Origin of the sequence: Micromonospora sp. NPDC049175 (assembly GCF_043197345.1) — a bacterium.
Lineage (GTDB): Bacteria > Actinomycetota > Actinomycetes > Mycobacteriales > Micromonosporaceae > Micromonospora.
In genome coordinates this window covers 138,723-157,179 of sequence record NZ_JBICSY010000002.1, presented here as the reverse complement: position 1 = coordinate 157,179, position 18,457 = coordinate 138,723, and the positions used below count along the sequence as shown (strand labels likewise).

General features: G+C 73.1%; 16 protein-coding genes and 1 pseudogene. 7 read left to right on the top strand and 10 right to left on the bottom strand.

All coding sequences use genetic code 11. The features are described from left to right. Positions 1–20 precede the first annotated feature (20 nt). The gene (locus ACGFH8_RS07570; RefSeq protein ID WP_393364965.1) at positions 21–1,277 is read left to right on the top strand and encodes a molybdopterin molybdotransferase MoeA; all 1,257 of its coding nucleotides are present in this window, start codon (positions 21–23) and stop codon (positions 1,275–1,277) included. Then, entirely contained in the window at positions 1,274–1,702 is a 429-nt protein-coding gene (locus ACGFH8_RS07565) for a molybdenum cofactor biosynthesis protein MoaE (RefSeq protein ID WP_357411229.1), read from the top strand. Before ACGFH8_RS07570 ends, ACGFH8_RS07565 begins: the two co-directional genes overlap by 4 nt. Positions 1,703–1,706: 4 nt before the next feature. On the opposite strand, the gene ACGFH8_RS07560 is transcribed toward ACGFH8_RS07565, so the two are convergent. Continuing rightward, the gene (locus ACGFH8_RS07560) at positions 1,707–3,173 is read right to left on the bottom strand and encodes a glycosyltransferase 87 family protein (protein WP_393364962.1); all 1,467 of its coding nucleotides are present in this window, start codon (positions 3,171–3,173) and stop codon (positions 1,707–1,709) included. A gap of 215 nt (positions 3,174–3,388) precedes the next feature. Further along, the gene (locus ACGFH8_RS07555; protein WP_393364959.1) at positions 3,389–3,934 is read right to left on the bottom strand and encodes a DoxX family protein; all 546 of its coding nucleotides are present in this window, start codon (positions 3,932–3,934) and stop codon (positions 3,389–3,391) included. A gap of 135 nt (positions 3,935–4,069) precedes the next feature. Between ACGFH8_RS07555 and ACGFH8_RS07550 the strand changes: the two genes are divergently transcribed. Continuing rightward, on the top strand, positions 4,070–4,618 hold the full coding sequence (locus ACGFH8_RS07550) for a GNAT family N-acetyltransferase (RefSeq protein ID WP_393364956.1): 549 nt from the start codon (positions 4,070–4,072) through the stop codon (positions 4,616–4,618). A gap of 21 nt (positions 4,619–4,639) precedes the next feature. On the opposite strand, the gene ACGFH8_RS07545 is transcribed toward ACGFH8_RS07550, so the two are convergent. The 3 genes and pseudogenes from ACGFH8_RS07545 to ACGFH8_RS07535 form a co-directional block, all read right to left on the bottom strand. Next, positions 4,640–5,881, bottom strand: coding sequence for an AAA family ATPase (locus tag ACGFH8_RS07545; RefSeq protein WP_393364954.1), 1,242 nt, complete (start codon positions 5,879–5,881; stop codon positions 4,640–4,642). Between the two features lie 155 nt (positions 5,882–6,036). Continuing rightward, complete coding sequence (locus ACGFH8_RS07540; RefSeq protein ID WP_393367005.1) at positions 6,037–6,435, bottom strand: hypothetical protein; 399 nt, start codon at positions 6,433–6,435, stop codon at positions 6,037–6,039. A gap of 475 nt (positions 6,436–6,910) precedes the next feature. Beyond that, positions 6,911–7,405: pseudogene (locus ACGFH8_RS07535) on the bottom strand (flagellar basal body protein FliL); the annotation flags it as partial. 464 nt (positions 7,406–7,869) lie between these two features. On the opposite strand from ACGFH8_RS07535, the gene ACGFH8_RS07530 reads away from it, so the two are divergent. Further along, on the top strand, positions 7,870–8,874 hold the full coding sequence (locus ACGFH8_RS07530; protein ID WP_393364951.1) for an EamA family transporter: 1,005 nt from the start codon (positions 7,870–7,872) through the stop codon (positions 8,872–8,874). 10 nt (positions 8,875–8,884) lie between these two features. Next, positions 8,885–9,517, top strand: a complete 633-nt coding sequence (locus ACGFH8_RS07525) for a prepilin peptidase (protein WP_393364948.1) — start codon at positions 8,885–8,887, stop codon at positions 9,515–9,517. A gap of 109 nt (positions 9,518–9,626) precedes the next feature. On the opposite strand, the gene ACGFH8_RS07520 is transcribed toward ACGFH8_RS07525, so the two are convergent. From ACGFH8_RS07520 to ACGFH8_RS07500, 5 genes are all read right to left on the bottom strand, one after another. Next, a complete protein-coding gene (locus ACGFH8_RS07520; RefSeq protein WP_393364945.1) occupies positions 9,627–12,812 on the bottom strand; it encodes a UvrD-helicase domain-containing protein in 3,186 nt (1,061 codons plus the stop codon). 61 nt (positions 12,813–12,873) lie between these two features. Beyond that, a complete protein-coding gene (locus ACGFH8_RS07515; RefSeq protein ID WP_393364942.1) occupies positions 12,874–14,166 on the bottom strand; it encodes a metallophosphoesterase in 1,293 nt (430 codons plus the stop codon). Positions 14,167–14,176: 10 nt separating this feature from the next. Then, the gene (locus ACGFH8_RS07510) at positions 14,177–14,431 is read right to left on the bottom strand and encodes a MoaD/ThiS family protein (protein WP_393364939.1); all 255 of its coding nucleotides are present in this window, start codon (positions 14,429–14,431) and stop codon (positions 14,177–14,179) included. Between the two features lie 3 nt (positions 14,432–14,434). Beyond that, complete coding sequence (gene moaA / locus ACGFH8_RS07505; RefSeq protein WP_393364936.1) at positions 14,435–15,448, bottom strand: GTP 3',8-cyclase MoaA; 1,014 nt, start codon at positions 15,446–15,448, stop codon at positions 14,435–14,437. Then, positions 15,445–16,359 (bottom strand): fructosamine kinase family protein, encoded by a 915-nt coding sequence (locus ACGFH8_RS07500; protein ID WP_393364933.1) that lies wholly within the window; start codon positions 16,357–16,359, stop codon positions 15,445–15,447. The genes moaA and ACGFH8_RS07500 overlap by 4 nt, the downstream gene beginning before the upstream one ends. Positions 16,360–16,531: 172 nt before the next feature. Here ACGFH8_RS07500 and ACGFH8_RS07495 point away from each other — a divergent pair, with 172 nt between their 5' ends. Together ACGFH8_RS07495 and ACGFH8_RS07490 are read left to right on the top strand one after the other, a co-directional pair. After that, complete coding sequence (locus tag ACGFH8_RS07495) at positions 16,532–17,578, top strand: DUF4192 domain-containing protein (RefSeq protein WP_393364930.1); 1,047 nt, start codon at positions 16,532–16,534, stop codon at positions 17,576–17,578. A gap of 171 nt (positions 17,579–17,749) precedes the next feature. Next, the gene (locus ACGFH8_RS07490; protein WP_393364927.1) at positions 17,750–18,457 is read left to right on the top strand and encodes a GAP family protein; all 708 of its coding nucleotides are present in this window, start codon (positions 17,750–17,752) and stop codon (positions 18,455–18,457) included.

Sequence of the window (18,457 nt, the reverse complement as noted above, 5' to 3'; positions counted from 1 at the left end):
CGTGCCGATAGGCTCGGTCGGTGAGCACGGAAACCGCACCCACCGCGGATCGGGTCGCCGCCCCTCCACCAGCCGGGTGGGAGGAGGCGCGGTCGCGGGTCTACGCGGTCGGTCTGGCCGCCGCGCTGCCCGCCGTCGCCCGACCACTCGCCGACATCGACGGGTCGACCCTGGCCGAGCCGTTGACCACCCGCACCGACCTGCCCGCCTTCCCCACCTCCAGCGTGGACGGCTGGGCGGTGTGCGGCCCCGGCCCGTGGCGCATCGTCGGCCGGGTGTTGGCCGGCAGCACCCCCGCGCCGCTCACTGCTGACGGCACGACCGTGGAGATCGCGACCGGGGCCATGGTGCCCGAGGGCGCCACCGCCGTGCTGCGCGTCGAGGAGTCGACGATCGTCGACGGTCTGGTCAGCGGCACCCCCCGGGCGACGCCGGAGTGGCGCGAGCCCGGCGAGGAGGCGTACGCCGGTGAGGAGCTGTTGCCCGTCGGCACGCCTGTCGACCCGGCGGTGATCGGCCTGGCCGCCTCCTGTGGGCACGACACGCTGCGGGTCCGGCGGGCGCCGCGCGCCGCGCTGCTGGTCTTCGGCGACGAGTTGCTGACCGCCGGCCCGCCCGCCGCCGGTCGGGTCCGCGACGCGCTGGGCCCTGCCGTGCCGGCGTGGCTGCGGCGCTACGGCTGTCAGGTCCGCCCATCGGACGTGGTCGGCCCGGTGGCCGACACACTCCCCGCCCACGTGGCGGCCCTGCGGGCGGCGCTGGCCACCGCCGACCTGGTCTGCACCACAGGTGGCACGATGAACGGCCCGGTCGACCACCTGCACCCGACCCTGGAAGCGCTCGGCGCCGACTACGTGGTCAACACGGTGGCGGTTCGCCCGGGTTTCCCGATGCTGCTGGCCCGGCTGGCCGGACAGGACGGGCGGGTCCGGTTCGTGGCCGGGCTGCCCGGCAACCCGCAGTCCGCGATCGTCGCGCTCGTGTCGCTTGTCGCGCCGCTGCTCGCCGGCCTACAGGGCCGCTCGATGCCGGTGCTGCCGCACGCCACGTTGGCCGAGGCGGTGCCCGGTCGCGGTGACCACACCCACCTCGCCCTGGTCCGCCTGGACCGGGCCGCCGGGACCGCGTCCCCGGTGCGACACGTCGGCTCGGCGATGCTGCGCGGCCTGGCCGGCGCGGACGGGTTCGCCGTCATCCGGCCCAGCACCAGGGGCGAGCCGGGCGACCGGGTGCCGATCGTGCCGTTGCCGCTGCTGCCCGGGGAGCGTTCGTCATGACCGCACCGACCATCACCTTCGGTGAGATCACCGACCAGCCGCTCGACCTCGCCACGCACGAGGCGGCCGTCGCCGACCGCCGGGCCGGCGCCGTGGTCTCCTTCCAGGGCGTGGTCCGCGACCACGATCACGGCCGGCAGGTCACCAGCCTGGAATACGAAGGACACCCGAGTGCCGCGCAGGTGCTGCGCGAGGTGGCCGCCGAGATCGCCGCGGAGCCCGACGTCTACGCGGTGGCGGTCTCCCACCGGGTCGGCCCCCTGGCGATCGGTGACGTGGCGCTCGTCGCCGCGGTGAGCACCGCGCACCGGGCGGCAGCCTTCGCGGCCTGCGCCCGGCTCGTCGACGAGGCCAAGGCGCGCCTGCCGATCTGGAAGCGGCAGGTCTTCACCGACGGCACCGAGGAATGGGTCAACTGCCCCTGACCGCTCAGCGGCGGCCGTTGAGCGCCACTGTCCGGGCGAGTCGGTCACCGTAGAACGCCGGCTCGGCACCCGGACGCCAGGGCAGTGCGGCGACAAGCACGATGAGCGCGAGCGCGAGCGAGTTTTCCATGAGCGCCCCGAAGAGACCGTCCTGGTAGTGCGACATCTCCGGTAGCTGGTGCTCGTACGGCCAGATCGGGGAGATCAGGAAGAGCAGGTAGAGCCCGATCGCGGCACCGCCGTGCCGGAGCCCGGTCAGCGTTGGATACCAGATCGGCGGGCGGAGCCCGTTGACCCCGGGCACCCCGCCGAACACGGTCCCCTGGCCGGCGCGCGGTGGCATCGTCCGGCTCGCCTCCCGGCGGCGTACGGCGGCGTCGGCAAGCACGATGATCGCCGGGATCACCCAGACCAGGTGGTGCGTCCAGGAGATCGGGCTGATCACGTTGGCGGTGAGGCCGACGAGTGTGAACGCGGTCAACTCGTCACCGTCGGCGCGGGAGCTGGCCGCCCGGGACAGGCCCAGCGCCAGGATCAACACCGAGAAGGCGAGCCAGAGCAGCCCGGGGGTCTCGATCGAGTCGTACAGGCGGGCGAGCAGGCCGGCGAGTGACTGGTTCGGCGTCATGTCCGCCGCGCCGACGCGTTCGGTCTGCCAGAGCACGCTGCCGAAGTACGTCCGCGACTCGTCACCGACGATCCCGAAGGTCGCCACCGTCACGCCGATCGCGGTGCCGATCGCGGTGGCCGCCACCCGCCACTGACGGGTGATCAGCAGGTAGGCGATGAAGAGCGCCGGGGTGAGCTTGACCGCGGTGGCCAGGCCGATGCCGGCACCGGCCCAGGCCCCGCCGTAGAGGAAGCGCAGCAGGGGGCCGTCCGTCGCGGCGTAGTGGGTGCCCCGGCGGGAGCGCCAGCGAAGGCCGATCAGGTCAGCCATGATCAACGCGAACAGCAGGATGTTGACCTGGCCGTAGCCGAGCGTCTCCCGACCTGGCTCGATGGCGACCGCGAGAGGCACCGCCACGGCCACGGTGAACCACAGTGGCCACCCCAGCCGGTCCACGATGGGGCGGAGCAGCCCGGCAAGCACCAGCGCCAACGCGGCGATGCTGGCGACGGCGTTGACCATGCCGGCGGCGTCGATCGGAAGCTGCGCCATCGGCAGCATGACCAGCCCGCCGAACGGCGGGTAGGTGAAACCGAGGGTGGTTCCGGGCGCGATGAACTCGTAGAGCTCGTGACCGCTCGCCCACCACACCACGGCACCGTGGTAGATCTTCATGTCGAAGAAGTTGTACGGCCGCCCGAAAGTGCCGATGGCGAGCCATGCGGCGTAGGCGACGGCGACCACGATGGCGCCCCGTACGACGTTCTTGCGATCGATCCGACGTGTCACGCGGTCGATCCCGCGTGACACGCGTTGGATTGGGGCGAGGCGGTCCGCCCGACTACCGACAGCCGTCGGCATGGCGTGGCCACCCCCGTACCAAGGTCGTCCTACCCGTCCAGGTCCTGCACGGAGCCTAGAACGGCGCCTCACGTCAGTGCCTCCCGCGTTATGCGACCGTGTCCGATCCCACACATGTTTTTGACATTTCCACCGCGTTAACGCCTACCGGGTGGTTCAGGTAATTCGCGGCCTTAGCGGGGGGTGGGGGTGACGCGGAGAGGCATCGACGCAGTTCAGCCGGGCAGTCGACGTGCGGTGGACGCGGATCGGACGGCGATCCGGGCTTCTCGTCGGGCGGTACGGACGGCGCGCTGCATGGAACGTCGAGAGTGGCCGATGCGATGGCCCGTCCGCCAGCGCAGACCCGGCTTGCCGCCGGTGTCGGCAGCGGCCAACAGCAGACCGCCGAGGAGACCGAGGTTCTTCAGGGCGTGGATCTGGTTGTTGTTCTTGGCGATCGGGTCGTCGTTGTTCCAGAAGGGATGCCCGGCGATGGTCACCGGCACCAGCGTGCCGGCGAGGACCAGCGCGGCGGGTCGACTGAACCGCCCGGTAGCCAGCATCAACCCGGCACTGACCTGCACCGCCGCGTTGAGTCGGATCAACGTCTCGGTCTCGGTGGGGAAGCTCGGGTGCGCCTTCTTCAACAGCGGCGCGACCCTGTCGGTGACCGGTGCGGCGGCCTGCGCCAGCCGCGCCGGGTTGCGGAGGTTGCGATACCCGCTGACCACGAAGATGCCGCTCAACATGGCGCGGGCGAGGGAACGTACGGGCGTCATGGATCAGTCATACCCCCTCGCGGCGTTTGCTACCCCGGCAACCGTCGGATCGGATCGGTGTTCATACACGCGTGCGCCACGCCGATTCGAGCGACAGTCACGGATGGACCGACCCCGGCGGGTAACGTCGCGCGGGTGACCACGCTGCGGCTACGCCCCGAGGACCCGGCCGACGCCGGTCCGGTGCGCCGCGTGCTGGCCACCGCCTTCGCCCGCCCCGACGTGGCGACGCCGCCGGAGGTGAGCCTGGTCGACGAGTTGCGCGGCACCGCCGCCTGGCTGCCGCGGCTGGCCATGGTCGCCGAGTACGGCGGCGAGGTGGTCGGATACGCGCTGCTCACCCGGGTGCGGGTGCGGCCGGAGCGAGGCTCGGACGTGCCCGCCCTGGCGCTCGGTCCGGTGGCTGTCGCGCCGCACCGGCAGCGCGTCGGGCACGGCACGGCTGTCGTGCAGGCTGCACTTGACGCGTCCACCGAGCTGGGTGAGCGGCTGGTCGTGGTCCTCGGTGACCCGGCCTTCTATCGCCGGTTCGGCTTCAGCCCGGCGACGGAACTGGGCCTGACCAGCCCGTGGGCCGGTCTCGGTGAGCCCTGGCAGGCGTTGGTGCTGCCGCCGTCGACAAGCGAGGAAGGCCCCCCGCCACGCGGTGAGGTGCTCTTTCCGGCGCCCTGGTCGAAGGTCTGACCGCTTCGACACCGTCGGCGGTCAGGCCGGCTGGGTGCGCAGGTATCTGCCGAAGTGCGGCACCGTGAAGGCGACCGTGCCCCGCTCGCCGGAGTAGATCAGCCCCTTCTTGATCAGCGCGTCCCGCGCCGGGGAGAGGCTGGCGGGCTTGCGGCCGAGGGCTCGGGCGATCTCGGCGGTGGGCACCGCGGCGTCCATGTCGTCGCGGATCACCGCCCCGGACTCGTCCTCGACCGCGGACATCATGGCCATCGCCCGCATGTACTCACGTTCGGCGGGGGTGGCCCGCTCGAACCGGGAGCCGAAGAACCCGACCGCCAGCTCGGCCTCCGCCTCGGGTGCGGCGACGCGCACGTCCGCGGCGGTGATCGGCGAGCGCGGCGCGTGGTCCCAGGTCGCCTTGCCGTACGCCTGGACGAAGTAGGGATAACCGCCGGACTTCTCGTAGAGCAGGTCGAGTGCCTTCTGCTCGTACTCGACGTCCTCGCGCTCGGCAGGCGCGCAGAGCGCCTGGTCGGCGGCGATCCGGTCGAGCCGGTCGATGCGTTGGTAGCGGAAGAGCCGCTCGGAGTACGACTTGGCCGCGCTGAGCACCGCTGGCAGGTGCGGGAGGCCGGCGCCGACGACGATCAGCGGCGCGCCGAGTTGGGACAGCTCGTGGCAGGCCGCGCAGAGCGCCGACACGTCCTCCGGACCGAGGTCCTGCATCTCGTCGATGAAGATGGCGATGCCGGTGCCGACGTCACTGGCCACCGCCGCGGCGTCGGTGAGCAACTCGACCAGGTCGATCTCGATGTCGCCGGAGTCGGCCCGGCCACTGGCGGCCGGCACGTCGATGCCGGGTTGCCACCTGTCGCGCAGCTTCGGGGCGGCACCGGCCCGGCCGGTCGGGGTGGACCGTTGGGCGAACGCCTTGAGGACGCCGAGGAACGCGTCGATCCGGTCGGGTGCGCGGTGTCGGGGCGCCAGCTCCCGGACCGCCATGTGCAGCGCGGCGGCGACCGGGCGGCGCAACGACTGGTCTGGGCGTGCCTCGATCTTGCCGCTGCCCCAGAGATGGTTGATCGCCTGCGACCGGAGAGTGTTGAGCAGGACCGTCTTGCCGACGCCACGCAGCCCGGTGAGCATCAGGCTGCGTTCGGGTCGTCCCCGTGCGATGCGTTCGAGCACGATGTCGAAGACGTCCAGCTCCCGCCCCCGCCCGGCGAGTTCGGGCGGACGCTGGCCGGCGCCCGGCGCGTACGGGTTGCGGACCGGATCCACACATCGCAGAATATCGGGCCCTCTAGCTGCGAGGCTAGACATGGATAGATGGGGCTACCGGCGTGTCGGGGCCGTCGACGGGGTCGAGGATCGTCGACACAAAACTAGGGCTGTCTAGCGTGGACGCTAGACAGCCCTAGTTTTGGCAATTGGAGCTACTGCTTCCGCAAGCAGAGCACGTAGTCGAACAGGTCCACGTCGTTGTCGTGCACGTAGGTCGCGCTTATCGGGGGTGGCAGCGCGTCACACCGGGCCGAGTCGGTGGTCGCCGGGATCCGCAGCAACACCCGGTAGGTGTTCGGGCCGCACGGCACCTTGCGCAGCTCCGCGGCGTCCTCGGTGCCCTCGTTCACCAGGCAGTCGCCCGTGGCGAACCCGGTGTCCCGCGTCGGCGCGGCCGAACTCGGCGCGCCGCTGGGCAGGACCGGCGGAACGACCGGGGCGCTCGTCGACGGCGTACGGACGTCGTTGCCGGCGTCGACGACCCTCCAGACCGCCCAACCGGCCAGGCCCAGGCACGGGCAGAGCAGGAGCACCACCACAAGCACGATGATGAGGGCGACCTTGCGGCCGGTCCTCTTCACCGGCGCGACGGGCGGCATGCCGTAGCCGCCAGGCGGCTGCCCCCACGGCGCAGGCGGTGGACCCGGCACCGGTCCGGCCGGCGGAAACGGCCCGGGCGGCGGGTAACCCGGGCCGGAGGTCGGCGGGTAACCCGGGTCCGGGGCCGACGGGTAACCGGGGCCCGAGGCCGGTGGGTGACCCGGGTCCGGGGGCGGCGGGTAACCCGGGCCGGAGGCCGGCGGTTGCGCCCACATCGGTGCGGTTGGCGGCTCGGGTTGGGCCGGCGGCTCCGGGTGGGCCGGCGGCGGTGCCCACATCGGCACGGTTGGCGGTTCCGCGTCGGGTGGCGGCTGACCCCACTGCTGCCTGGTCGGATCCTCGGCGGGCGGGCGATGGTACGGGTCGTCCGGCTGATCGGAGCCCGCTGGTCCGTAGGTCGTCATGTCATCCCAAGGGTGGGTGGTCTCAGCGTTGCTTCAGGCAGAGGACGAAGTCGAGGGTGTCCAGCTCGCTGTCGAAGAAGTACCAGTTGGTGTAACCCGGGACCTTGTCGCACTTCGTCTCGGCGTCGCGCTCCCCGCTGGTGGCGCCGTCGATCCGGCTCAACACCTCGTACGACTTCGCGGCGCATTCGCTGATCAGCAGCTTGGGCTTGCCGTCCGCCGCGGCGTCATTGCGGACGCACTGACCAACCTTGGCGAACCGGGGATCGGCCGACGACTCCGGGGCCGGGTCGCTCGGCGGCGGCTCGGCCCCGTCGGCGTCCGCACTGGGCTCCACGGCGGCGGTCGAGGTGGTGGGTGCGGCCACCGGGGCGGGGTCGTCCTGCCCGCGAAGGAACCAGAACACACCGCCGGCGGCCGCCAGCAACAGCACCACGGCCAGCACCGCGATCAGCGGCCCCCGACCGCGCCGGCCCGGTGCCGGTGTGGGGTCCGGGCCGTACGGGTTCTCGTCGGGCCGGTACGGCTGCTGGTCGTAGCCCGTGTTCGCCCCGGTCGGCTGGTACGCGCCGCCGTAGGGCGCTGCGGGGGCACCGCCGTAGGGCGTTCCCGCACCGCCCCCGTAGGGGGCGTTCGGTGGGCCGCCATACGGCCCGGGTCGCTCCTGGGGCGCCTGCGGATACGACTGGCCGGGCGGCGGGTACGACTGGCCCGGCGGCGGGTACGACTGGCCGGGCTGCGGGTACGACTGGCCCGGTGGCGGGTACGACGGGCCCGGCGGTGGATAGGGCCCGGGTGCCGGCGGGTAGGGCTGCTGCACCGGCCGGCCGGGCGTCTCGTCGGGTCGCTGCCCGCGCCACGGTCCCGGGTTGCCGCCTCCGGGTGGTCCGTAGTTGGTCATGCCGCCCTCCTGCCCGAAGTGGTGAGTCCGGCCACCGGTACGCGACGCCGACTCCGACGTCACCGTAGCGTGGTCCACTGATGAGCTCACCTCCACCGAGCGCGGCAGCCGTCGTCGGCCGCCCCGCAAGCGCCGCGCCGACCCTGATCTGGACCGCGTTGATCGTGGTCTACCTGCTCTGGGGCTCCACCTATCTGGCCATCCGGATCGCCGTGGAGACGCTGCCGGCGTTGCTGTCGGCCGCACTGCGGTTCGCCGTCGCGGGCCTGGTCCTGGCGGTGGTGCTGCGGCTGCGCCGCGGCCCCGGCGCACTGCGGGTGGATCTGCGGCAACTCGGCTCGGCGGCGCTGGTCGGGGTGCTCCTGCTCGCCGGTGGCAACGGCCTGGTGGTGCTCGCCGAATCCGGGCCGCCCGGAGAGGCGGTGCCGTCCGGGATCGCCGCGCTGCTGGTGGCGACCGTGCCACTGCTGGTGGTGTTGTTGCGCACCGGCACGGGGGACCGGCCGCCCGTCTGGACGTTCGCCGGGGTCACCCTGGGCTTCGTCGGCCTGATCCTGCTGGTGCTGCCCGCCGGCAGCACGGACGCGGTGCCCCTGCTCGGGGCGTCGGTCGTGGTCGTGGGGGCCGTCGCCTGGTCGGTCGGGTCGTTCCTGTCCGGCCGGATCCGGATGCCCGCCGACCCGTTCGTGGCCACTGTGTACGAGATGCTGGCCGGCGCGCTGGTGCTTGCCGTCGTCGCCGCCGGTCGGGGCGAGCTGGGCGACTTTCACCCGGCGGAGGTCAGCACCCGATCCTGGCTGGCGCTGGGCTACCTCATGGTGGCCGGCTCGCTCGTGGCCTTCACCGCGTACGTCTGGCTGCTGCACAACGCGCCCATCTCGCTGGTGTCGACGTACGCCTACGTCAACCCGGCGGTCGCGGTCGCGCTCGGCGCGCTGCTGGTGGCCGAGCCGATCACCACGCAGGTGCTGCTCGGCGGTGCGGTGATCGTCGCCGGAGTCGCTCTGGTGGTGAGCACCGAACGGCCGCGCCGCAACGGCACGGCAGCCCGATCGGGGGCCGCGCCAGCGCGCGACCGGAGGTAACGTCCCGCCCATGTCGGCCGTCGCGCTGGTGCCGGTCGCGCTGCTCGGCGCGCTTGTCGGCTTCGCCGTACCCAGGCTGACCTGGCGTTACGCGGCCCCGCCAGCCGTTTCGAGGGTGCCGCGGCGTGCGGTGTGGGCGGTGGTCGCGGCGGTGGTGTTCGCCGGGCTCGCGGTCGCCCGGGGCGACGACTCCGCCCTGCCGGTCTTCCTCGCGGTGGCGGCGGTGGGGCTGGTGCTGGCGCGGGTCGACCTGGCCTGTCTGCGGCTACCCGACCCACTGGTGCTCGCCGCCGGGGTGCTGGCCCTCGGTGGTCTGACCGCCGTGGCGATGCTGTCCGGTGAGGCGGCGCGGCTGCTCGGCGCGCTGGCCGGCGCGGCTGTCGCCGGTGTGGCGCACGTGCTGCTGGCCCTGCTGCCGGGCTCCCGGCTGGGGTTCGGGGACGTGAAGCTCGCGACCGTTCTCGGCCTGCCGCTCGGATGGACGGGCCGGGACGCCCTGGTCGTCGGGCTGGTCCTGCCACATCTGCTGCACGGCGGTCTGGTGCTCGGCCTGCTCGCCACCGGGCGGGTACGCCGCGACACCCTGCTGCCACTCGGCCCAGCCCTGCTCGTCGGTGCCTGGCTAGCCCTACTGCAAGCCTGACGCGCGCCCCCACTCCTCGTCGATCTTGCACTTTCTGCGCCGACACAAGGTGCATCCCACGCCTGACGGCGACCGAGAACGCAAGATCGTGCGGCGAGTGGGTGGCCGATCAGATCAGGCGGAGTTGGCGGTCCCTGGGGCGGCGGGGCTCGGCTTCGCCGAAGCGTTCGAACAGGCCCGGGTCGATGCTGCCGAGGAACGGCGAGGGGGCGCAGTCGCGTTCCGCGCCGTGCCGGGTGCGGCGGGCGGCGTGACTGACGTACAGCCGGTCCTGGGCCCGGGTCAGGCCCACGAAGAAGAGCCGGCGCTCCTCGGCGACCGCGTCCTCGTCGGGCGTCGCGCCCGGCCAGCGCAGCGGCAGCAACCCGTCCTCCACGCCGACCAGGAAGACCACCGGGAACTCCAGGCCCTTCGCCGCGTGCAGGGTGAGCAGCGTGACCGCCTCCGCACGGGGGTCGAGCGCGTCCACCTCCGCGCCGGTGGCCAGCTGCGACAGGAACGCCTCCAGGTCGTCGCCGCAGCGCCGGGCCAACGGGGTGAGCAGGTCCACGGCGGAGCGGACGGCCTCGGGGCGTACCGTGCCGGTGCCATCCAGGGTGGGCACCGCGAACCGCTCGGCGACCACCTGGCCGGCCAACCGCACCCGGGCGGCCAGCGAGCCGGCCAACCCGTCGGCGTGCCGCAGCTCGCGGGCGATGGCCGCCACCCCGGGCCGGTCCCGCAGCCGGTCGTGTGAGCGCTTCTGCACCGGAATGTTGGCGCGGGCCAGAGCGTCGACGATCGGCGCGGCCTGCGCGTCGGTGCGGTACAGCACGGCGATGTCGGAGAACGACAGCGAGGTGGACCGGCCGTCGATCCGGCCCGAGTCCAGCGACCGGTGGGACAGTCCGCCCACCAGGTCGTCGACCGTCCGCACCACGAAGTCGGCCTCCTCGGCCACCGACGCCGCCGGGTAGCGCCCCACCAGCGGGGCCTCCGGGTCGAGTCGGGCCGGATCCAGCCGCCGGCCACGGACCAGCGAGGACGGCGCGATGGCCTGCACGGCGGCGGCCAGGATCGGCGCCGACGAGCGGTAGTTGCGGTTGAGCCGGACCAACCGGGCGTCGGTGAAGTCCTCGGAGAAACGCAGGAAGTAGCCGACGTCGGCACCCCGGAACGAATAGATCGCCTGGTCCGGGTCGCCGATCGCACAGAGGTTGCCGTCCGCGGGGCTGAGCAGCCGCAGCAGCTCGTACTGCACCTCGTCGACGTCCTGGTACTCGTCGACGAAGATCCACCGCCAGCGGTCCCGGTATCCCTCGACCAGCTTCCGGTCGGCGCGCAGCAGCTCCACCGGCAGGGTGACCAGCTCGTCCAGGTCGACCAGGTCCTGCTTGCGCAGCAGCGACACGTAGGCGGCACCGTCGTCGCCGGCCGCGGCCCGGGCCGCCGCCCGTTCGGTGTCGTCGGCGATGCGGAAGTCGGCCGGCAGGCCCGCCGCGTCGGCGTTCTCCCGCAGGATGGTCAGGCCCAAGGCGTGGAACGTGCCCACTGTGACGTCCTCGGCGACCGGGCCGAGCAGGCCGTCGAGGCGGTGTCGCAGCTCCTCGGCGGCCCGGCGGGTGAACGTGATCGCGAGGCAGTGCTCGGGGAAGACGTTCAGCTCCGCGCAGAGGTACGCGATCCGGTGCGTGAGGGTCCTGGTCTTGCCGGTGCCCGGCCCGGCCACGATCAGCAGCGGCCCGCCCGGCGCGGAGGCGGCCACCCGCTGCATCGCGTCCAGCCGGTCCAGCAGGCCGGTGCCGACCTCCTCCATGCCGGAGAGCATCGGCTCGAACGGCTCGTGCGGGGACGGCGGCGACGCGATCGGCGGCGCGGGAGCGGGGATCGGCTTCCGCTTCGGCTCCGCCTTCGCCGCCGGACGCTTGGCCATGGCCTTCGCCGCCGGCTCCGTGGGTCGGCGCTGCGCCGGCACCGGTACGTCGAACAGGGTCTCCTGGGCCGCGTCGGCGCCGCCCAGCTCCGCCGGGTCGAAGAGCGTGATCACCCCGTACTCGCCGTCGTAGCCCGGCACCCGGCGCACGTCGCCTCGTCGCAGCCGCCCGATGCCCTCGGCGAGCAGCTCGCCGCCGGCCTGCGCGATGTCGCTGAGCGGCGTCGTGGTCAGGATTTCCAGCTCCGGGCCGAGCGCGGCGAGCAGCTCGTTGAGCCGCCCCTCGACCTTCTTCGACCGGGCGCCCACCTTGTTGATCTCACCGAGGATCTCGGCCAGCGGGACCAGGTGGGTGACGTCCCGAGCCTGTGCCGGCCGGTGTCCCGCCGGCCGGTCGGCCAGCTCCTCGATCCGGCTGAGGACACCCACGGTGAGGGGCTTGCCGCACTCGGGGCAGCGCCCGCCGGCCGCCCGCGTGCGCTCCGGGGACCAGTTGACCCCGCAGAGCCGGTGCCCGTCCGCGTGGTACTTGCCCTCCTCCGGGAAGAACTCGATGGTGCCGGCCAGACCGTCACCGGTCCGCAGCGCCTCCCGGACGGCGAAGTAGTCCCGCTCGGCGGTCAGCACCGTCGCCTCCCGGCCCAGAGCGGGCGGCGAGTGCGCGTCCGAGTTGGAGACCAACTGGTAGCCGTCCAGGCTGCCGACCCGCCAGTTCATCGCCGGGTCGGAGGAGAGGCCGGTCTCCACGGCGAAGATGTGGTCGGCCAGATCGGCGTAGCAGTCCGCGATCGCGTCGAAGCCGGACTTCGAGCCCAGCGCGGAGAACCACGGTGTCCAGATGTGCGCCGGCACCAGGTAGCCGTCCGGGCTGGCCTCCAGGGTGATCTCCAGCAGGTCGCGGGAGTCCAGTCCGAGGATCGGCCGGCCGTCCGAGCCGAGGTTGCCGATCCGGCCGAGGGCGGTGTTGAACCGGGCCACCGCGTCCAGATCCGGCAGGTAGATCAGGTGATGCACCTTGCGGGTCCGGTCGTCCCGCTTGTAGATCGTGGAGATCTCCACGCTCAGCATGAACCGGACCGGGTCCGCCTCCGCCGCGCCGGCGAGCCGGGGCGGCAGCCGCCGGGCGATGTCCCGCTCCGCCTCGGCGTCGAGCCGGTACAGCCCCGGCTCCGCCGGGCGCAGGGTCTCCCGCAGGTGGTCGTACCAGGCGGGGTGGGTGAAGTCGCCGGTCCCGAGCAGACCGATGCCCTTACGACGCGCCCACCAGCCGAGGTTCGGCAGCGTGAGGTCGCGGCTGCACGCGCGCGAGTATTTCGAGTGGATGTGCAGGTCCGCGACGAATGGCGAGAGGCCACCGGAGGGTACGGCACTGAACGGGGGCACGCCGCATCCTGTCACGCCCGCCGCGCCGGCCGACGGCCGCCACGCGCGGACGTGACGTCCGCTATGCCGAGCGCAACTCCACGAGACTGATCTGCGGCTCCGCGCCGACCCGGACCGGCGGCCCCCAGAAGCCGGCGCCGTTCGTCACGTAGACCTTCGTGCCGTCGACCTCGCCGAGGCCGCTGACCACCGGCTGCGCCAGCCGGACGACCAGGTTGAACGGCACTATCTGCCCGCCGTGGGTGTGCCCGGACAGTTGCAGGTCGACGTCGTACTGGGCGGCCTCGACGGCTGCCAGCGGCTGGTGGGCGAGCAGCACCACGGGACGGCTCGGATCGCGGTCGCCGAGGGCGGCGGCGAAGTCGGGCCCGGCGGCGAGGCCGGTGCCGGCGGGATCGGCGTCCAGGTCGTTCACGCCGGCCAGGTCGAGTACGCCGCCCCGGGCCTGGATCTCCTGCCGCTGGTTCTGGAGCACCCGCAGGCCGAGCCGGTCGACCTCCTGGACCCACTCCTCCACACCGGAGTAGTACTCGTGGTTGCCCGTGACGAAGAAGCTGCCGTACCGGGAGCGCAGGTCGCGCAGCGGGGCGGCGGCCGGACCGAGCTCGGCGACCGAGCCGTCGACCAGGTCCCCGACCACCGCGACCAGGTCGGCGTCGAGCCGGTTGATCGCGGCGACGATCCGCTCGGTGTGTGCCCGGCCGCGCAGCGGGCCGAGGTGGATGTCGGAGACGGTCGCGATGCGCAGGCCGTCCATGCTGCGGGGAAGCTTGGCGAGAGGAATCTGCACCCGGTCGAGTCGTGGCGGGCCGAGGGCGGTGCGTACGCCGTACCCGGTGATGCCGATGGCGGTGAGGCCGGCGAAGATGGCCGCCCCACGGGCCAGCAGCAGCCGGCGGGCCGGGTCGTGGTCGGGGGCCGTGACGGCGTCGGTGGCCGGCGGCTCGGACGGCCCGGCGGCGCCGACGAGCACCGGCTCGGGCGCGGTGGTCGGCTCGGCGGTGGTGACGAGCACCGGCTCGGGGGCGGCGGTGGTCGGCTCGGCGGTGGCGAGCCGGCGGCGCAGCACCAGCCGGGTGACGAGCATCGGCACTTCGAGGACGGCAAGCACGACGAGCAGGTAGAACATCACGGCGAGCCACAGGTAGCCCGGCCAGGCGAGCCAGTAGAGCCCGGCCTGCGTCCCGGCGAGGGTGGCCGGCACGAGCAGCGCCAGCACCAGGGCGGCGATCCCGCCGGCCCGCCGCCAGCGGCCCGGCGTCGTGGTGTCCCGAACGAGCCGTTTCCACAGGTAGAGGTGGATGAGACCGGTGGTCAGCGCCAGGACGCCCACGAACCCCAGAACCGCCAACATGTGCGCCTCCTCAGCCGCCCGCGAACGGGGGCAGAACATCGATCGTGGCCCCGGCCGGCAGGGGTGCTTCACGATCATGACAGGTGACGCCATTTACCAGGAAACTCGCCACTCGCAGCACGGCGGCGAGGCGGTCGCCGTGTCGCCGTACCAACTCGGCGCTGAGGTCGTCGAGCGACCGGCCGGCGGGTAGGACCTCCTCGGCGTGCCCGGCAGCGGCGCGGGCACCCGCGAAGTAGCGGACGGTCAGCGGTGTCGGGGCCACGCCTCAACCCCCGATCGCGGACATCGGCCGGGTCGGCTGGAGGAAGGTCGGGTCGTCGATGCCGTGCCCGGCGCGTTTGCCCCACATCGCGGTGCGCCAGCGTCGGGCCAACTCGTCGTCGTCCGCGCCGGCGCGCAGCGCCGCGCGCAGGTCGGACTCCTCGGTGGCGAAGAGGCAGGCGCGGACCTGGCCGTCCGCGGTGAGCCGGGTGCGGTCGCAGTCTCCGCAGAACGGCCGGGTGACGCTGGCGATCACGCCAACCCGGGCGGGGCCTCCGTCGACGAGCCAGGTCTCCGCCGGCGCCGCCCCGCGCTCGGCCGGGTCGGGGCTGAGATCGAAGACGGTACGCAGGGAGGTCAGGATCTCCTCGGCGGTGACCATGGTGTCGCGGTTCCAGCCGTGCTGGGCGTCCAACGGCATCTGCTCGATGATCCGCAACTGGTAGTCGTGATCGACGGCGAAGCGGAGCAGGGCGGGCGCCTCGTCCTCGTTGACACCGCGCATCAGCACAGAATTGATCTTCACGGGATTGAGCCCGGCGGCGGCCGCCCCGGCGAGCCCGGCCAGCACCGCGTCGAGGCGGGGACGGCGGGTGAGTCGGGTGAACCGGTCCGCGTCCAGAGTGTCAAGTGAGACGTTCACCCGGTCCAGGCCGGCCGTGCGCAGCGCCGGGGCCAGCCGGTCGAGCCCGATGCCGTTTGTGGTCAGCGAGACCCGGGGTCGGGGCCGCAACGCGGCCACGGCGGTCACGATGCCCACCAGGCCGGGCCGGATCAGCGGCTCACCGCCGGTGAACCGCACCTCGGTCACACCGAGCCGCTCGACGGCCACCCGGACCAGCCGGACGATCTCCGCGTCGGTCAACAGCTCGGGGCCCGCCAACCAGGGCAGCCCTTCCGCCGGCATGCAGTAGGTGCAGCGCAGGTTGCACTTGTCGGTGAGGGACACGCGCAGGTCCCGGGCGACGCGGTCGTACCTGTCGACGAGGACGCCATCGGTCCCCGGGGTGGCGCTCACCTGTCGACCGTAGCGCGTTCGACCCGGGCCGGGACGGCGCGGGCAGCCTGGAGGACCGCGTCTCGGTAGCCGCCGCCGAAGAGCGCGGTGTGCACGAGCAGCAGATGCAGTTGGTGCAGTGGCACCCGGTCGCGCCAGCCGTCCGGCAGCGGCCACCTCTCCCGGTAGGCGGCCAGCATCCGGTCCAGGTGGGGGATCCCGCCGAAGAGGGCGAGCTGGGCCAGATCCGTTTCCCGGTGCCCGCCGTGCGCCGCCGGGTCGATCAGCCAGGCCCGGTCCGCGGCGCCCCAGAGCACGTTGCCCGGCCACAGGTCGCCGTGGATGCGCGCCGGTGGCTCGTCGCCGCCGAGCCCGTCGAGCCGACCGATCACCTGCTCGACGACCGTGGCGTCGGCGCTGGTCAGCGCGCCACCGTCGACCGAGCGTCGCAGGTAGGGGACGAGACGTCGCTCGGCGAACCACGTCGACCAGGGCCCGTCGGTGGGGGTGTTGTCCTGGGGGAGCGACCCGATGAACCCTGGCCAGGTCGCACCGAAGGCGGGTGAGCCCGCCCGGTGCAGGTCGGCCAACTCCCGGCCGAAGCGTTCCGCGGCCTCCGGCGTCGGCTCGCCGGGCTCCACCCAGTCGAGCGCCAGCAGGTCCGGCAACGCCACGATCACCTCGGGTACGGCGATCGCCCCGGCCTCCCGCAGCCAGCGCAGCCCGGCCGCCTCGGCGGCGAAGAAACCCTCCGGCGCGGGTCGGTCGGCGTCCTCGGGCCAGGATTTGGCGAAGACGGAGTGGCCGTCGTCGAGGGTGAGCCGGGCGGCGGCGCAGATGTGCCCACCGGCGACCGGCGTCTCCCGGATCCGCTGGTGGGTCCGGAAGGTCGGCAGGTGTGCCGGATGTGCGCGCAGGTACGCCAGGTCCATCAGCGCACGGTAACCGCTCCCTGTGACGCCACGGTGCCGGCCGATGACATCGGGTCTCTTTCGGCACTCGGAGAAATGGTTGAGCAGCGAAAACACGGTAAGTAACTGTGGATAAACCGCGTGTCGTCCACAGGGCCTGTTGGGCCGGGCGGACCCGCCGCAGGCTTCCGACATGGCCTCGACCGAACGCCCCCAGCTCGCCGTCCGCTCGCCCGCCGACCTGATCGCCGCTGTGCCGTACCTGCTCGGCTTCCATCCCGCCGACAGCGTGGTCGCGGTGGCGTTGCTCGGGCGGCAGATCATCTTCGCCGCCCGGGCGGACCTGCCCGATCCGTCGGCTGATCCCGTGGAGCGGGCCCGGCACCTGGCCGGGGTGATCCGCCGGCAGGGCGCGGAGGCGGCCACCGTGGTCGGCTACGGGCCACCCGATCGGGTGACGCCGGCCGTGGACGCGGTACGTGCCGCACTGCTCGCCGCCGGGCTGGAGGTGCTCGACGCGCTGCGGGTGACCGAGGGCCGGTGGTGGTCCTACCTCTGCACCGAGCCCGACTGCTGCCCACCCGAGGGCCGGCGCTACGACCCGTCCGCCAACCCGGTGACCGCCTCGGCGGTCTTCGCGGGCCAGGTCGCGCTCCCCGACCGGGCGGCCCTCGTGGCGCAGGTGGCACCCGTGGACGGGTCGGCCCGGGACGCGGTGCGAGCGGCCACCGCCCGCGCCGAGTCGCGCCTGGCCGAGTTGCTTGAGCAGGCGCCCTCGAGCGACCTGCTGGGCAACCGGACGATGTGCTCCGCCGGGGTCGTGGCGGTCCGCGAGGCCCAGCGTCGGCAGCGCCGCGGGGAGCGGCTCGACGACGACGAGGTGGCCTGGTTGAGCGTGCTGATGCTCCACCTGCCGATCCGCGATCACGCCTGGGAACGCACCGACGGTCGGGATCGGGACATCGCCATGTGGACCGACGTGCTGCGCCGGGCCGAGCCGAAGTTTGCCGCCGCGCCGGGCGCGCTGCTGGCGTTCGCGGCCTGGCGTGCGGGGCAGGGGGCGTTGGCGGCGGTCGCGCTGGAGCGCACGCTGAGCCTGCACCCTGACTACGCGCTCGCCGTGCTGCTGGACGACATGCTCCGGCGCGGTGTGCCCCCGTCCGAGCTGGACGGGTGGCCGTCGGCCGGGATGCCAGGGGTCATCCGTCCGCGCAAGCGGAGGCGACGTGGCCGCCGCTGACGAGCGACCGACTCGGCTTCCTGGAAGGCGGGGTGTCCTCGCTGCCGGGACACCCCGATATCAGCAAACCCGACCGGGGCGGTCCCGCACGTGCGACTCCGTCGAACGATGTACGCGTTTCTCCTGATCGCGGCCGACTCGGCGGGGCGTACGCCAGCCGACAATGATCGAGTGACCCCCGAACTGCTGCTCTCGTTGGCCGGGCTGGCGTTGGTGGACAGCACCAGCATCGGCACCCTCTTCATCCCGGTCTGGCTGCTGCTCGCCCCCGGGCCGGTCAACGCGCGGCGGATCCTGGGCTACCTCGCCACCATCGCGGCGTTCTATCTCGCGGTGGGGCTGCTGCTGGTGTGGGGTGGCAGCAGGTTGGGTGATGCGCTGGGCGGTGCTCTGGACAACCGGGCGGTCCTCTGGGCGCAACTCGTGCTGGGTGTCGCGATGCTGGCGCTCAGCTTCCGTTACGACGGCAAACGGCGGCCCCGCACCGGTGGTGTGTTGCGGTGGCGGGACCGGGCCACCGCCGGCGACTCCTCGGCTCGCTGGCTGGTCGGGCTGGCGTTGCTGGCCGCGCTCGCCGAGGTGGCGACGATGCTGCCGTACCTCGGCGCGGTTGGTCTGTTGGCGACCTCGGGTGTGGGCGCAGTGGCCGTGGTGGCGCTGCTTGCCGGATATTGCCTGGTCATGGTGCTGCCGGCGGTGGTGTTGCTGGCTGCGAGGGTGGCCCGCCCGGCGTTTGTCGAGCCGGTGTTGGCCCGCCTCAACGCCTGGATCGTCGCGAAGGCGGGCGGTGCGTTGGGCTGGATCCTCGGCATCGCCGGCTTCCTGATCGCCCGCGACGCCGCCGCGCGGCTGGCCCTGTTCGACCTGGTCGGTCGCTGA

Coding starts and splice junctions, on each gene's coding strand:
- ACGFH8_RS07560 (WP_393364962.1), bottom strand. CDS start 3,173: ATGCCGACGGCTGTCGGTAGTCGGGCGGACCGCCTCGCCCCAATCCAA.
- ACGFH8_RS07525 (WP_393364948.1), top strand. CDS start 8,885: ATGTCGGCCGTCGCGCTGGTGCCGGTCGCGCTGCTCGGCGCGCTTGTC.
- ACGFH8_RS07565 (WP_357411229.1), top strand. CDS start 1,274: ATGACCGCACCGACCATCACCTTCGGTGAGATCACCGACCAGCCGCTC.
- ACGFH8_RS07530 (WP_393364951.1), top strand. CDS start 7,870: ATGAGCTCACCTCCACCGAGCGCGGCAGCCGTCGTCGGCCGCCCCGCA.
- ACGFH8_RS07555 (WP_393364959.1), bottom strand. CDS start 3,934: ATGACGCCCGTACGTTCCCTCGCCCGCGCCATGTTGAGCGGCATCTTC.
- ACGFH8_RS07515 (WP_393364942.1), bottom strand. CDS start 14,166: ATGTTGGCGGTTCTGGGGTTCGTGGGCGTCCTGGCGCTGACCACCGGT.
- ACGFH8_RS07500 (WP_393364933.1), bottom strand. CDS start 16,359: ATGGACCTGGCGTACCTGCGCGCACATCCGGCACACCTGCCGACCTTC.
- ACGFH8_RS07495 (WP_393364930.1), top strand. CDS start 16,532: ATGGCCTCGACCGAACGCCCCCAGCTCGCCGTCCGCTCGCCCGCCGAC.